General features: G+C 50.2%; 21 protein-coding genes and 1 pseudogene. 1 reads left to right on the forward strand and 21 read right to left on the reverse strand.

Annotated elements, in window-relative coordinates; translation table 11 throughout:
- Positions 1 to 24: 24 nt before the first annotated feature.
- From ABLV12_RS20010 to ABLV12_RS20110, 21 genes and pseudogenes are all read right to left on the reverse strand, one after another.
- The gene (locus tag ABLV12_RS20010) at positions 25 to 486 is read right to left on the reverse strand and encodes a lysis protein (protein ID WP_348867265.1); all 462 of its coding nucleotides are present in this window, start codon (positions 484 to 486) and stop codon (positions 25 to 27) included.
- Entirely contained in the window at positions 483 to 935 is a 453-nt protein-coding gene (locus tag ABLV12_RS20015) for a lysozyme (protein WP_348867266.1), read from the reverse strand. The genes ABLV12_RS20010 and ABLV12_RS20015 overlap by 4 nt, the downstream gene beginning before the upstream one ends.
- On the reverse strand, positions 916 to 1,239 hold the full coding sequence (locus ABLV12_RS20020; protein ID WP_196090039.1) for a phage holin, lambda family: 324 nt from the start codon (positions 1,237 to 1,239) through the stop codon (positions 916 to 918). The genes ABLV12_RS20015 and ABLV12_RS20020 overlap by 20 nt, the downstream gene beginning before the upstream one ends.
- A 640-nt stretch (positions 1,240 to 1,879) precedes the next feature.
- Positions 1,880 to 2,497, reverse strand: coding sequence for a hypothetical protein (locus tag ABLV12_RS20025; protein WP_348867267.1), 618 nt, complete (start codon positions 2,495 to 2,497; stop codon positions 1,880 to 1,882).
- A gap of 124 nt (positions 2,498 to 2,621) precedes the next feature.
- A complete protein-coding gene (locus ABLV12_RS20030; protein WP_348867268.1) occupies positions 2,622 to 3,233 on the reverse strand; it encodes a recombination protein NinG in 612 nt (203 codons plus the stop codon).
- Positions 3,234 to 3,242: 9 nt separating this feature from the next.
- Positions 3,243 to 3,692 (reverse strand): DUF1367 family protein, encoded by a 450-nt coding sequence (locus ABLV12_RS20035; protein ID WP_200781140.1) that lies wholly within the window; start codon positions 3,690 to 3,692, stop codon positions 3,243 to 3,245.
- A 38-nt stretch (positions 3,693 to 3,730) separates the two neighbouring features.
- The gene (locus tag ABLV12_RS20040; RefSeq protein ID WP_348867269.1) at positions 3,731 to 3,853 is read right to left on the reverse strand and encodes a hypothetical protein; all 123 of its coding nucleotides are present in this window, start codon (positions 3,851 to 3,853) and stop codon (positions 3,731 to 3,733) included.
- Entirely contained in the window at positions 3,853 to 4,830 is a 978-nt protein-coding gene (locus ABLV12_RS20045; RefSeq protein ID WP_348867270.1) for a DUF551 domain-containing protein, read from the reverse strand. Before ABLV12_RS20045 ends, ABLV12_RS20040 begins: the two co-directional genes overlap by 1 nt.
- A 118-nt stretch (positions 4,831 to 4,948) precedes the next feature.
- Positions 4,949 to 5,251 (reverse strand): annotated as a pseudogene (locus ABLV12_RS20050) (hypothetical protein); the annotation flags it as partial.
- Between the two features lie 440 nt (positions 5,252 to 5,691).
- On the reverse strand, positions 5,692 to 5,985 hold the full coding sequence (locus ABLV12_RS20055) for a hypothetical protein (RefSeq protein WP_348867298.1): 294 nt from the start codon (positions 5,983 to 5,985) through the stop codon (positions 5,692 to 5,694).
- Positions 5,985 to 6,488, reverse strand: coding sequence for a hypothetical protein (locus ABLV12_RS20060; RefSeq protein ID WP_348867271.1), 504 nt, complete (start codon positions 6,486 to 6,488; stop codon positions 5,985 to 5,987). Before ABLV12_RS20060 ends, ABLV12_RS20055 begins: the two co-directional genes overlap by 1 nt.
- A complete protein-coding gene (locus ABLV12_RS20065) occupies positions 6,485 to 6,979 on the reverse strand; it encodes a hypothetical protein (protein ID WP_348867272.1) in 495 nt (164 codons plus the stop codon). Before ABLV12_RS20065 ends, ABLV12_RS20060 begins: the two co-directional genes overlap by 4 nt.
- Complete coding sequence (locus ABLV12_RS20070; RefSeq protein WP_348867273.1) at positions 6,976 to 7,386, reverse strand: hypothetical protein; 411 nt, start codon at positions 7,384 to 7,386, stop codon at positions 6,976 to 6,978. Before ABLV12_RS20070 ends, ABLV12_RS20065 begins: the two co-directional genes overlap by 4 nt.
- A gap of 41 nt (positions 7,387 to 7,427) precedes the next feature.
- A complete protein-coding gene (locus ABLV12_RS20075) occupies positions 7,428 to 7,628 on the reverse strand; it encodes a hypothetical protein (RefSeq protein ID WP_348867274.1) in 201 nt (66 codons plus the stop codon).
- A 212-nt stretch (positions 7,629 to 7,840) separates the two neighbouring features.
- Complete coding sequence (locus ABLV12_RS20080) at positions 7,841 to 8,473, reverse strand: DUF977 family protein (protein ID WP_348867275.1); 633 nt, start codon at positions 8,471 to 8,473, stop codon at positions 7,841 to 7,843.
- Entirely contained in the window at positions 8,466 to 8,624 is a 159-nt protein-coding gene (locus ABLV12_RS20085) for a hypothetical protein (RefSeq protein ID WP_177954316.1), read from the reverse strand. The genes ABLV12_RS20080 and ABLV12_RS20085 overlap by 8 nt, the downstream gene beginning before the upstream one ends.
- Positions 8,614 to 9,321 carry a replication protein P gene (locus tag ABLV12_RS20090; protein WP_348867276.1) on the reverse strand — a complete coding sequence of 236 codons (708 nt, stop codon included), beginning with the start codon at positions 9,319 to 9,321 and terminating at the stop codon, positions 8,614 to 8,616. Before ABLV12_RS20090 ends, ABLV12_RS20085 begins: the two co-directional genes overlap by 11 nt.
- On the reverse strand, positions 9,318 to 10,241 hold the full coding sequence (locus ABLV12_RS20095) for a replication protein (RefSeq protein WP_348867277.1): 924 nt from the start codon (positions 10,239 to 10,241) through the stop codon (positions 9,318 to 9,320). The genes ABLV12_RS20090 and ABLV12_RS20095 overlap by 4 nt, the downstream gene beginning before the upstream one ends.
- Entirely contained in the window at positions 10,241 to 10,978 is a 738-nt protein-coding gene (locus tag ABLV12_RS20100) for a GIY-YIG nuclease family protein (protein ID WP_348867278.1), read from the reverse strand. The genes ABLV12_RS20095 and ABLV12_RS20100 overlap by 1 nt, the downstream gene beginning before the upstream one ends.
- A 24-nt stretch (positions 10,979 to 11,002) precedes the next feature.
- The gene (locus ABLV12_RS20105) at positions 11,003 to 11,302 is read right to left on the reverse strand and encodes a CII family transcriptional regulator (RefSeq protein ID WP_348867279.1); all 300 of its coding nucleotides are present in this window, start codon (positions 11,300 to 11,302) and stop codon (positions 11,003 to 11,005) included.
- A gap of 122 nt (positions 11,303 to 11,424) precedes the next feature.
- On the reverse strand, positions 11,425 to 11,649 hold the full coding sequence (locus ABLV12_RS20110; protein ID WP_348867280.1) for a helix-turn-helix domain-containing protein: 225 nt from the start codon (positions 11,647 to 11,649) through the stop codon (positions 11,425 to 11,427).
- A gap of 109 nt (positions 11,650 to 11,758) precedes the next feature.
- Here ABLV12_RS20110 and ABLV12_RS20115 point away from each other — a divergent pair, with 109 nt between their 5' ends.
- Positions 11,759 to 12,436 carry a helix-turn-helix transcriptional regulator gene (locus tag ABLV12_RS20115; RefSeq protein ID WP_302121356.1) on the forward strand — a complete coding sequence of 226 codons (678 nt, stop codon included), beginning with the start codon at positions 11,759 to 11,761 and terminating at the stop codon, positions 12,434 to 12,436.
- Positions 12,437 to 12,439: the final 3 nt, after the last annotated feature.

The following is a 12,439-nucleotide window of genomic DNA, read 5'->3' on the forward strand; positions in this document are numbered from 1 at the left end:
TCGGGCCATGGTCAAGGCAATGCCCTATTTCAGGCACTGCGTGCGGATATATTCCTGCAGGTAGCTCACTTGCCCGGTAATAGTGGTAATCCGCCCTCTGAGGGTGAAATAATCCCGTTCAGCGGAGTCAGTAAGTCGGGGGCCGGAAGCATTGACCATGCCGCCGGTTGCGGTCGCTCCGTTCGCGGGACATCTGGCGTTGAGCTGCAGCCGACGTTTGCCAGAAGCAACATCACGTTCAAGCTGATCGATAGTGGCTTTAGCATCTGCCAGTTCTCCAGTGTATTTGGCATCCAGAGCAGCAACGTCACGCTGTCGCACCTGCATGTCGGTGATGGTGGCGTTCGCCAAGCTAAGTTGTTCAGTGGCTTTATCGCGCTGCTCTTTGAACTCGGTGGCGTTGTCGTGGTAGTGATTGGCCAGCCAGCCGAGGCTGACTATCAGGAAGATAATCACAGCGCTAACGATGGCCGCTATCCGACTCATGACAGGAACACATCACGTTCAGCCTTGCGGCGTTTCGTGAGCCCCGGCATTTCTTTACCGCCTGCTTTGTTCCAACGCAGGAACTCATCAGCTGCACCTTTGATATCGCCAGAGTTGAGCTTTTTCAGCAGAGTGGAGGTTGAAAGCGCGCGAGAGCCGACGTTGTAGGCGAACGATACCAGAGCATCGAATTGGTTCTGAGTCAGCTTCACTTTAACGAGCTTCAGAACATCGTTTTCGTAGCTCACCAGTCCTGTTTTAAGTAGTCGGTCAGCGGTAGCCTGGTCAATCTTCATTCCTGGCTTGATCGGCTTCCCGTCAACGGGATATGTCCAGCCATAACCAATTGTCCATGGAGCACCACCAGTTCCCGGATCGGGGTATGCGGTCAGCCTGCAGCCTTCAAACCCTTTTATCAGTGCAATTCCTTCAGGACTGGTTTGCATCATCTACTCCTGCCTTTCTGGCGGCGAACTTCTTAATCAGGTTGCCGATCGAGTCCGTACCGATGTAGCCAATGAACACGCTGGCGATGTAAGCGAGATTGCTGCTCAATCCGGTAAAGTCGAGAAGGTCTCGAACGAACCAGGCAATCATTGCGCACATCAGTGCATCAATTAATGTCTTCGTCATGGCGCCGCCGTTATAACGACCTCGTAGGTACGCCATCATGAAGGCAAGTATTGCGCCAATGCCCTGCTCTTTGGCTGCCAGCAGAGCGGCGATGAAATCCTGTTTATAGGGCATACGCATATCTCTCACCTCGCATAATTGGCGGGTGCTGTTCGTGTAGTAAAGGGTGCGCCTCATCCAGTGCAAATTAGAGGGTAAGTGGTTAGCTGTCTGGATGGGCGCGAATAAAAAAGTCAGCGCAATGGCTGACAATGAGGGTAAGGCGTTGGCTCTATGGCCTGATTTCCCAGCTGGCGGGATTGGGCTGTGGTGACCGGTGCTGATCTCCGGCATACCGTCAAGCTGTTTGACCGCGCTATTTATAATCCATGCCGTATGGATGGCTCATCAGCCTGAGCATTCACCACAATCTAGTCAGGACTCTCGCGTATGAGCTTCAACGTGTAGTGCGGCACGTATTCACCCAAGAGTCCTGACGAGATTGCAGAAACGAAAAAGCCCCAGCATTTCTGCCAGGGCTCAATTTTATGAGGCGCTACCAACACCTCTGACTGCTGCCACTACCACGTGTATATGCAGACCTCTCAGCCCGCGATGGTTGGAGTTCCAGCCCTAAGGCGAAGTGACCAACTAGGCGGAATCGGTGGTGAGAGCCGCCTCTTAAATCTCACCACCCGCTCTTCGCTTTACGCTCCCGAGCATACATAAAAATATACACTTTCATTTCGTGAAAGCAAGCTTTTATGGAATTATTTTTTAACTATGCTGCAATTAATGGAAACTCCTTCTCAATTTCGCGCCTCATAGCGTAAAAGATCTCCGCATCGAGGACATTCTCACACCACACAACCCTTCTCCTGGCCGCCTGGACATCGATGCCGGTTATTTGAGATATCAACCTGGCAATGTCTTGCGTGCAGTTGCGTCCGCAGTATCGTTTAATCGCTACATCACGAACCGGGCTTTCACGGTGAAATGTTTTAATCATTACCTTTTCAACAAAAGCAGCATCATCTGATTCTTTGGCGAGAGCGATGATGTTGCTTACTGAGGTTTGAGGCATGATGATTTCCCTGGCTTTTCGATATAACTCCTCTCCTCTCAGTCCACTCTCATCATGAAGCATGTTTACTACCTTCTGGATCTGGATAGCCTTATCCTCGCTCCAGTAACTTCTAATCATCAGGCGACCAATTACGTTTACAGCCCCACATGGAGAATCATCCCCTCTGTTTGCCCTTCCCCACACAGAAAGCATGTAATGAACCCAGGCCCTCTGACCGGTGGTTATGGTCTTCTTAGGATGCTTCCAGACTCTGCGAAAATGAGCGTCATCGACGAAGTTAACCATGCCGAAAACTGGTGTTAATCTGCTCATGCATTACCCCCGTAAATACGGTAAAACTGACGAAGAAGGATGTAGTTGTCTGGAAAGGTTCTGCCGCGGCGGAATAGCTGGAGGCGAGTCCATCTGATGCGGAGTGCTTCGATGATTTCCTGTTTCATGCTGCCTCACCACTTAATCTCTGCAGGTCTTTAAGCTTCTGCTGATACTCTGACTTAATCGCTTTGCACTCTTCGATAGTCCAGCGGTGGCGTTTATGGTCAGATTCGATTTCGTCTACAGCAGCCTGCCCTATCCGCGCAATAAGGTTCACCCGGTACGGGACAAGATTCCCGCTCTTGTGCTGATTGCATACGACGCATTGTTTATGGATATTGCGCTCATCAAATCGGAGTTGAGGTGCCGCAGCAGTTGTCCGGTAATGGCCAGCATCCCACTGAGCAGACGTGAACGTTCCGCACGAGATACAGGGTAAGTCGCGGTCTCTTTCTCTGACGAAGGCGTTTACTGCTTGTTGGGCTTGTTTAATCCAGTAACTGCGGGGTTTTAATGCGAGCTTTCGAATCTTGAGTTTGTCTTTCTGCTGCTGCTCCTCCCTTCGTCGTTTCTTATCTGCGGACTTCTCTGCCTTTTCGCGCTCCTTGCTTCGTCGCTCAAGCGCTATCTTCGTTCCGCATTCCGGAGAGCACCACCATACATTTGAATGCTGAGGATGGAACCACTCTCTGCACTCTTCGTTTTTGCATCTTCGCCGCGGCTGTTTAGCCATAAATACCTCTCAGAAAAATGACTGTAATCGGTTGAGGATTGCCGGGTCAGTTGTGCCGGCGAACACGTTCTTGATGGCGGCGTTTATCAGCGATGAATAACATCGCTCAAACTCCTCCTGGTCCATTGATGCGAATGCCAGGCTCTTAGCCCTCACCTTTGTCTCCCCGCGTATCGTCGTCACCACGTCATAGAATCCGGCGAGAATGGTTAGATTCTTCCGGAACTCTTCTTTCTGCGTGTGTTCGTCTGAGCATTCATATCCAGCGTGTTCCGCTGACCAGTGGTCAAAGCAGAACTGGAAGAATGCAAAGGCTTTACGGTGATGCGCGGGGTTTCTGGTGAGCTTGATTTCGGCTACGTAGGTTTCGCCGTTTCTGAATCGCTGGAGTCGTTCGAGGTCTGTTTCATTTGCTGGAGAGAATACGCCGCCTGGGTGTTTAACCAGGTCGATTTGCAATAACTACCTCCTGTGCGGCTTTGCGTTCTGCTGAGGACTTAGCCACTGATAGCACCCCACGCCAGGTTGATTAATGACTCCCAGGCAATATAAACCCGGATACCAGCAGCCAGGCCGAATCCAGTCACCATTGCGTAAGTCAGAACTTCACACTTGGACATCACTTCACCTCCTGCGGGGCTGCTGGCAGCGGCATCCAGTGGGTTATGTCTACTTCGAAGCGCAGGTCATATCCTTCAGCATGAACGTAGAGCTCTGCTTCGCCCCTGTCTCTGAAATTAGATGAACTAACAATTCCGCAATCTATCAGGCCATCACCCTGGCAGAAATAGAGTATTTCAGCGCCTATATCAGGCATCCGCTCGCTTACCGGAATCCATCCCGGAATTACCGGAGAGTTGCTTGACGGGTGTTTGATTTCAGTACCTGTTGCTGCGCCAGTGTTGAGCTGAATGCTTGATGGATGGTTGAGCATGGCGGCGTTCCAGGCTTCAAATTGACCATCAATGCCATCATCACAATAACCGTCATTTGTCCGTAACGAATCCCAGCCATCAAGGGGCGCTCCGTTCTGTGATTCCCACCATTTTTCAAATATGGAGCGGTCAGGCACTACCGGCGCTGGCTGCGGCAGCATGGCTTTAAATTCTTCGATTCCAGCATCATATTCAGCCCGCTCCTCTGGCGTCATAGCCTCAAGTTCGGCGTAATGCTCGGCCCTGCGCTGAATGGTATCCAGTACCAGTTTGGTTTTAACGCCTTTCTCGAAGCGCAGGCCAGGCTCCAGCAATACGGGACATGGTAATGTTTCGGGATAATCAGGCACTACCAGCTGCTGCGTGTGGCGAGAGAGCGGGGTGGCAGTCCAGCCGCATTCAATCGCGTCGGCGGCATCGTCATCGTCATCTGGCGGTGTCAACGACACATCCCGCTCATCATCCCGAGACCAGAGCCAAGCCACCGGCTCGCTGTCCTTCTCAGCCTTGCGGCGTTCCTGTAGCTCTCGCAGCGCTCTTACTATCTGGCAGCATTCAATAACCTCAGCCTCTGAAGCGGATTCAGCCAAAACCTCAGAGTGTGTTTTCATTGCCTGGTAAAGTAGCTCTAACTCTTCATGCGTTAAGCGTTCATTAATCATCAATACTTCTCCACTCAATACCGGCATCAGTCATGGCTTTCTCGTAAACAGCCGCAGTTTGGGCGGCAGTATAATGCTTCCAGATAGTAGGGATTACGACCATGCGTGCTGCTGACGCTGGCTGCTCTTTGAACTCATCGGCGTATCGAATAACACGGTCAATCAGCCGTTGAATCCATCGCTCTATCTGGAAGTTAAACTCTTCCTTTGATTCAGGGAGGGCTACGCCAACAACGCCGAGAGCTTTATCCAGATTTTTAGGGATGAACTCGCTTTCTACTACCGGCTGCTGCGCTGGGATGCGCCCAAGTAGTTTGTTCACCTCCATCGCCATCGCGCCGTATTTATCAAAATGACGAGTGGCTTCCAGACAAATTCGATGCATCTGGTCAGCGTTAAAGCGCTTAACTGGCTCGCATTCCGGCGCTGACTGCGTGTTTTGTCCCTGCACTGCGTCATCCAGTTGTTGCAGTAGAATATCGACCACGGCAGCGGCGTTTTGCGGAGTAACCTCTCCGCCCCCGTATTCGTATCCACTGGCGTTCAGGCGTTCAACAATCGCAGCCATTTCAGGCGCTGGCTGTGGGGCGGAGTTTAGTATCCGGCGCTGGCTGCGACGCTCTGAGTCGTATTGCTCATAAAAATCCTTGTTCACGTCTTCCCAGTGCCACTGGAGTTCGCCGGATGCGTCAGCGTGACAGAATTCACACTGATACACCGGCTCGCTGTCCATTGCGGCTAGCAGCTGGCGCATTCCTGAAAGCGCCATATCGAGGTAAACAGACTGAATTCCGCTACTGATTAACCCCTCCAGACCTTCAATCGTATCTTCTGCCTGCTCTCTGGTTATGGTTGATTTGGTCATGGTTGGCTCCAGTTATCTTCAATCGCCACGCCTAAGCGGTGCAGCCAGTCGGCGAGTTTCAGCATCGACTCGCGGTCGCTAAGGCCTTCCGGGAAGTCTTTCAGTTCGATAGTCGGCATAAAGCGACCGAAGCTATCGCGCTCTACCGTCAGGAATTGCTCCAGAACAGTCTGCTGGGTGCGGCTGCTATGCCGCACCAGATAAACGGACTTGGAGTCTTTGGCTTTAGGGTCGTAGCGATACTCGGTCAGTATCATCTGGCTTCTGGTGCGATCGGTTCCTCTCCACATCACTCAGCCTCCACCTTGATGCCAGCGGCAGACGAGAACACCTCAAATGCAGCCCGCCACGCATCTTCGCAATAAGCAATTGTCATGGTTCCTGCTGTCGCTGGGAGTTTCCCGTTTGACCATTTTCCAAATCCGTATGCTTGACCATCTTCATCATCCGGCAGTTTCACGGTGCGGGACTCCAGCTTTGCAAGCTTTGCCTGCTGATTTAATAACGTTTTGTGAGCTATCAATAATTGCCCTCTCACGTTCGCCGCCTGCTCTATTTCGTCGTTCAGTACTGCCGCCAACTTATCCGCACGAAATCGCTCGTTATCAAAGCTGGTGCGCCAGTTTTCCCGCTCCTGCTGCGCCTTCTCCAGCGCCTCTACCAGCGTGAGGATGTTTTCCGGCGTTACAGTTCTTTCCCAGATTTCAGAAGTTTCGGCGCCATCTCGGCAAATCATCTCTCTATCTGCTGCCGCTTTCAGGCTCTGCGCCAGTTCGGTGATATCAGTTGTCATGCTGCACGCTCCTGTTTTGACTTACGCAGCGCTTCTTTGTAGCTGGCTTTGGCTGCTTTCATCGTTGGTTTCCATTCGCCTCGAACGTCATAATATGAATCCCAATAGGCTCGTGAACGGCGGATCATTCGGTATTCGTATTTGTACCTGCCTATCTCGCGTTCCTCATAGACAGGTAACTCTATCCCCAGCCACTCCGCGAATGATTCGCAAACCTCAGAATGCAAATATTCATCGTAACGCGTGCGCTTTTTCGGCTCTGGCAGCGCAGTAATTGCTAATTCTTCGCCTTTACCTGTGACGTGATAGAGCGTTCCACCGCCAACAAAATCAGGCGCTGGCCGGGAGGTAGCGAAGCCATCAGAAACCAGTTTTTTCCACGTCTCGTTGTCCGTATGGCCGTCGCCAGCGAGGAAGTAATTGCGGTACGGCGTCCTGTTACGCTCATTGATACCCAGCGCGTGCTGCATGAGTTCTATTCCGGTGCTCATTTTGCCCCCTCGCGCAGCTCAGAGGAGTGGACACGCAACACGTTGATGGCATCGCTCACTCCCGGAGCCTGGTGATTCAACATTGTGATGATGGTTTCAATTCCAGAGTCCACCCCATCAGCCTTAATCCCGGCTACGATGCGATCGGTGGCGGGGGTTGCGTTCAGAACCTCAGCGATAAGCTTCTCCCATTTGTTGAAATAAACCCCGCCAGGGCGAGCAACGATTAACTGGTGCAGAACATCATGCATCTGCCAGTTTTCTGGGATTAAAGCCTTCAGCGCCACATTCTCCGCAGCCACATCCAGATAAGCCTTAGCCAGCGCCATAACCTTTGTCTCTTTGATCGACAGCTCACCCGCCGACTCCAGCGACTTAATGAGCTCGTTTACTGTTTCGATGTTCATTTTCTTACCCTCATAAAAAAGGCCCGCTAGATGCGAGCCTGTTAATCGTTGTTAACTAAATTAATTTCTCCGTACCACCACCCATCATCATGATAAATCATTGGTATTTTTAGTTTCTTTTCGCCAGGAGTTACAAGTGTGCGGCATAGGGATTTTGGAACTGAAAAACACACACCAACACGACCTACTAATTTCCGTTCAAGGTCGCTACCTGTTTGCAATCTGATTTTTTTTGCTTTCAAAATCGATCTCCACTCTTATTGTCTTATTGACTCCTGCCATCTTCTTCGTGATATAGCACGTTCCGCTTTCCCTGATGGTTAAAGCCGGTTCCCTATCAGGTGAATTGGAGAATTCGAAAATCGATACAAATGCCATTACAGTTTCCTCCGGGCATAAAAAAGGCCGATTATCGCAATCAGCCCCGTTAGTGATTCAGCAATGTAGATTTCTGTCATCCCATCCTCCCGTATACTGCCATCAGCCTCTGACGGGCCGGGCTTTTCATGTACTCCTCAACCACGCCGTTGCGGGCAGGATTGAACAATACGAATCCACCTCTCTTGCCATGACGCTGGACAATGGCTACCGGCTCAGGTGTGACGCCCTCAACAAGCGAATATTTCCTGGCGAATCTTTTTCCGTCGTGAGTGATGCAACCGATGCGAATCAGAAAGGAAATTGTTCCTGATGCAGATTTTGTTGGTATGCCTGTTGCGTCAGATATCTGGCCGAGTGTTAGAGGTTTTGGTGAGTTCTTCAGACAACTCATCACAATGCACTTCAAACTACCTTCACGTGCTCTCCATGGCTCCTCTCTGCGTGTTTTCAGGCTTGCTTCTGAACCAGCCCTGCCCCGCTGAGAAAGCATTTCCCTGCCACCGTCATCCATCCACTTGCTGAAACTCTGCTGATTGTAAAAAACACCCAGGCCGCCGCGACTGAACAGCAAACCCTGCTCGCGTAGAGGAGCGACAATTACATAGAATTTATTCCGGTAAACTCCGGTGTGCTTAACAATTTCAGCAATGCTTACTGGTTCATTTTCACGCACGTAGTCGATGATTTTCTGTTGAAGATTATCCATGATGCCCCTCAATATTTGCGCCGCTCTGCCAGAAGAAAAAACAGCTATCCACGAACGGATTTTCATAGCCGGTGAATGTTCTGGAGATGGGATATTTGTTGCGGAAGATACTCAGGAAAAGGGATTCGAAGCGCTCTCTTTCACGTTCCATGCCCTTTGCTCCTCAGGCCATGCTTAGCTCTAAGCTCTGCAATTTTCTGCAATCCTTTCTCGTTGGTAAGCGGGATGTGCAGGTGTGGCAGCTGAGCCCGAGGTGGTGGTATTTCTTCTCCGGATTCAATCCTTCGAGCCATCTTTCTGAGCTCATCGCCGCAGCGCTTCCGACACTCGCCGTCAGTCAGGTTGAATGACCGCATCTGGTTGTAGACCGCCGTCACCATGTGGAAACAGGCATTGCTTTTCCAGGGGTAGTTTTCAGCACAGTCATACAGTCCTCGATCACGGCAGAATAGCCGGAACATTTCATGTAGCGCTTCTGCATCCGGCAGTCCGGCACCGTGAAACTCTCCAGCCCTACACCACTCAATGAATTGTCCAGGCGAAGGCCAGAACGGTGATGCACTGGCTCGGGCGTGTTGCATGCCAGCCTTAAGCTGCTCTCGGGTGTTAATTCCGTTTTCGGCAAAAGCGGCTATCCACTGTCGCTTTGCAGCTGCTTCATCGTTCGGGTCTTTCAATGCCGTGGACATTGAAGCCGGGAAGAGCTGTTTCAGGTTGTTAAACAGAATATCGACAAGGCGCTCGTCACCCTGATTTACCCCGCGCTCTGCAGGTACAGGGCCATCGCCAGCCATCCGGGCCAGTGCGCCACCGTCATGGTTTTGTATTGCCTGAACAAGATTTCTCACAGGAATTCCTCCCTCCAGGACTGACTATCATTCCAGTGGCGTGCTGTTGGCACCTCCGCGGCTGGCTGATTTTTCCCGGGCTGGTTCATCTGGATTTTTAGCGTTTCCCATTTGTCCCTAAGCTTTGCCGGGCTGAGTATGTTTGACTGCCAGAACCGATCTTTGTTGGCCCAACTGAATGTCTGGCAAATGTCCTGATGGGTCACCTCAAGGGCGTTTCTCATCAGGCGAATATCGTTGGCCCATGACGCCCAGGATGGTTGTTTGCTTGACGGAGCAACAATGCAAACTTTCGAGTAAATCCATTCGGCAGCTTTCAGGTCGTCAGCGGTTCCCCACTTATCGCCTTTTGGCGTTTGCACTGCGGCACCATCCCGGACAACTGGAAGGCGTTTTGGTAGCGAGTCTGAGGATTCGTAAGAATTCTCGGACGAAGTGTTTTTAATACTGTTCTTGTTCTTGTATTGGGTGTCTACCGTTTTCGGGAACCTTTTACCCGTTTTCGGGAAGGATTTTCCCGTTTTCGGGAATTTTCTTCCCGTTTCCGGTTTTTCTAAAATCCAGGCAGAAATATCAGTATTCACCCCTACAATTTTCATCATCCCTTGCTTCTGGCTGAAGATGATTTTTCGCTCAGCCAGAGACTTGATAGCGTCAGAAACATGCGTGTCGCTGAGCCCCGTCATGTCAGCAATCACTGTGTTCGTTACCCTATCCTGTTTTTTATTCCATCCATAGGTGAGCCATATCACCGCTTCAAAACATTGCCACTCCCTTCCTGAAAGTCTCAGGCGAGGTTTTAGCTTCTGGATCTCATTGGCGACCTTGGTGTACCCGTTGGACAGGTCGGCCATGTGACCTCCTGCATTGTCAGGTAATGGGGTTTTGTTGGTGAAATCAACTCTGCAAACATTATTCATCAGAAACCTGCCAGCTCTCTTGGTCCAAACACGCCAGTGTTTATCTCTCGCTCATGAATCTCTTCTAGATAGGCGAGATAGCTTTGGTGAGATTCACTCATGACGCCCCTCATTTGCTCGTTCTCAATGATGATGGAAATCCCGTCGCGATTGATGTCATCAAGTCTTGAGCAACCTAATTCGAAGATAATTTTCGCGACGTTCACTGAGCAGCCTATGTGAGGGATGCAGAACTCTTCAAACCACTGGTTAAGATCTAACTTGATTGGTTTATCAACACAGATCGCCACGTAGTCATTGGCAATTTCTTCAAGTGTCGATTCCGTTTCGCACAGACAGTAAGATCTGCAAGCTTCATGTGCTTGAGCTATTGAACACTGAAAAAACTCGCGGCCATTGTTGACGCGATACTCAGATAAGGCTTTGTGTATTTTTGATTCATCACCTCTCGGATCTTCAGAAAAGTAAGAAGCCTCGACGACAAACCTTGCCGGAACACCCGTCCCAGCGGATAACTCTCTCGCCCTAGCTTCTGGTGAGGTTGTTGTCATGCCTACCTTTAAAAGTCCAGGCATAAAAGGATTGGATAAGATATACACCCAACCCTTTGAGTTGATTGTTTCTGGAATTGGTCCACCAATCTCAATTGGCATGGAGTATTTCTTTTCCAGGCGCAATACTTCATCTCGAATGAATGAATAAGGCGTGCTGTTTACAAGCTCAAGTTGTCCTGGCATAATTACACCTGTGAATTGATCCAGTTAAAATTCCATATTGATTTGCTCTGAACGCTCCGCTGCAACGGGGCGTTTTTTCTTTGTAAGAACCGCTGCAACTTCCTTAGCCAGTCTTGCGATATCGTCATCAACGACACCCCACTCCAGCACCGCAAGCAGCATCGCCATCTTCGGCAGCCAGCTTTCTTTCCATCTGGTGATCTGCGCTTTATCGACGCCAATCTCTTTTGCTACGTTGTTCCCGCCTTTAAGCGCGATTCGGTTGAGCAACCAGGACTCAATGCGCCGGGCATTGACCTTGTTGCGGTTAATTGAGTTTTCCATTTGTTAAATTCCTTTGGTGTTGAAAATTAGTTAGATATACGCATTCGGTGATGCGTCTTTTGTTTTGGGTTCGTCAGATTCTGACGGCTGGATTGTTAAAGAGCGGTAATCCTTAACTGGGATTAGGCGGCATTTTTGGGATGCGGAAACAAGTCAGGAAGATCGGGGCGAATTTCGTAAGCCTTAACCATTCCTCCAGTGGCTAAAACGATGGCGTTTACCTTCTCAGGGGATACGCAGCCTCCGTTGAGCCATTTATGGACTGCTGGCTGACTTACGCCGCAGATCTCTGCTAGACGCTTCTGGCTGCCAACAATCTTTAAAGCCTTTTTGATAACTTTATTCATGGATTTTACCTATCCGTACTTAGGATGAAGTAAAGATAACTCAAGTTATGCTTATTGTCCATAACCAATGTTATTTTACTTTCCATAACCGTGGTTATAGATTCTTTTTATGAAAACATTCGCAGAACGTCTTGTGTCAGCAATGGCAGAATCGGGTATTTCTCAGGGTCAGCTTGCTGAGCTTGTAGGTATTTCCCAGCCAGCCATTCAAAAAATGACATCGGGGAAAACGGCAGGTAGCCGTAAGATGGTTGAGATTTCCCGTGCGCTGGGGGTCAATCCTGAATGGCTTTCCTCAGGGAGCGGGCCGATGAGATCGGACGGTCAGGAGCCGGTGCAATTCCAGAGAAATGATAATTATCGCGTTGAGGTTCTGGACTTGAAGGTCAGCGCTGGGCCGGGAACATACATGCTTTCAGAAGCGGTAGAAGTGCTGTCTGCAATCGAGTTCACCAACGATCACGCCAGGTCTCTCTTTGGCAGCCGTAGAGCGAAAGACATCAAGGTGATGACCGTAGACGGCGACAGCATGTATCCGACAATAAAGTCGGGCGACAGACTTTTTTTTGATGTGGCTGTGCGTGAGTTCACAACAGATGGGGTCTATGCGTTTGTCTTCGGGAAAACGTTCCATGTTAAACGACTGCAAATGCAAGGGCTTGAACTGGCTGTACTATCCGACAACCCGGCATATAAAGACTGGATTATCAGCGAAGAGAATTGCGATCAGCTTTACGTAATGGGTAAAGCCCTACTTCATGAATCAATCCAGTATGGGAAGCTGTAAAGG

The organism is Klebsiella sp. CN_Kp100, assembly GCF_040065315.1.
Taxonomy (GTDB): Bacteria; Pseudomonadota; Gammaproteobacteria; order Enterobacterales; family Enterobacteriaceae; genus Klebsiella; species Klebsiella oxytoca.

Bases quoted from the DNA above. Each gene is read 5' to 3' on its own strand.
- ABLV12_RS20010 (WP_348867265.1), bottom strand. From the start codon at position 486: ATGAGTCGGATAGCGGCCATCGTTAGCGCTGTGATTATCTTCCTGATA.
- ABLV12_RS20015 (WP_348867266.1), bottom strand. From the start codon at position 935: ATGATGCAAACCAGTCCTGAAGGAATTGCACTGATAAAAGGGTTTGAA.
- ABLV12_RS20020 (WP_196090039.1), bottom strand. From the start codon at position 1,239: ATGCGTATGCCCTATAAACAGGATTTCATCGCCGCTCTGCTGGCAGCC.
- ABLV12_RS20025 (WP_348867267.1), bottom strand. From the start codon at position 2,497: ATGAGCAGATTAACACCAGTTTTCGGCATGGTTAACTTCGTCGATGAC.
- ABLV12_RS20030 (WP_348867268.1), bottom strand. From the start codon at position 3,233: ATGGCTAAACAGCCGCGGCGAAGATGCAAAAACGAAGAGTGCAGAGAG.
- ABLV12_RS20040 (WP_348867269.1), bottom strand. From the start codon at position 3,853: ATGTCCAAGTGTGAAGTTCTGACTTACGCAATGGTGACTGGATTCGGC.
- ABLV12_RS20045 (WP_348867270.1), bottom strand. From the start codon at position 4,830: ATGATTAATGAACGCTTAACGCATGAAGAGTTAGAGCTACTTTACCAG.
- ABLV12_RS20055 (WP_348867298.1), bottom strand. From the start codon at position 5,985: ATGTGGAGAGGAACCGATCGCACCAGAAGCCAGATGATACTGACCGAG.
- ABLV12_RS20060 (WP_348867271.1), bottom strand. From the start codon at position 6,488: ATGACAACTGATATCACCGAACTGGCGCAGAGCCTGAAAGCGGCAGCA.
- ABLV12_RS20065 (WP_348867272.1), bottom strand. From the start codon at position 6,979: ATGAGCACCGGAATAGAACTCATGCAGCACGCGCTGGGTATCAATGAG.
- ABLV12_RS20070 (WP_348867273.1), bottom strand. From the start codon at position 7,386: ATGAACATCGAAACAGTAAACGAGCTCATTAAGTCGCTGGAGTCGGCG.
- ABLV12_RS20080 (WP_348867275.1), bottom strand. From the start codon at position 8,473: ATGGATAATCTTCAACAGAAAATCATCGACTACGTGCGTGAAAATGAA.
- ABLV12_RS20085 (WP_177954316.1), bottom strand. From the start codon at position 8,624: ATGGAACGTGAAAGAGAGCGCTTCGAATCCCTTTTCCTGAGTATCTTC.
- ABLV12_RS20095 (WP_348867277.1), bottom strand. From the start codon at position 10,241: ATGAATAATGTTTGCAGAGTTGATTTCACCAACAAAACCCCATTACCT.
- ABLV12_RS20100 (WP_348867278.1), bottom strand. From the start codon at position 10,978: ATGCCAGGACAACTTGAGCTTGTAAACAGCACGCCTTATTCATTCATT.
- ABLV12_RS20105 (WP_348867279.1), bottom strand. From the start codon at position 11,302: ATGGAAAACTCAATTAACCGCAACAAGGTCAATGCCCGGCGCATTGAG.
- ABLV12_RS20110 (WP_348867280.1), bottom strand. From the start codon at position 11,649: ATGAATAAAGTTATCAAAAAGGCTTTAAAGATTGTTGGCAGCCAGAAG.
- ABLV12_RS20115 (WP_302121356.1), top strand. From the start codon at position 11,759: ATGAAAACATTCGCAGAACGTCTTGTGTCAGCAATGGCAGAATCGGGT.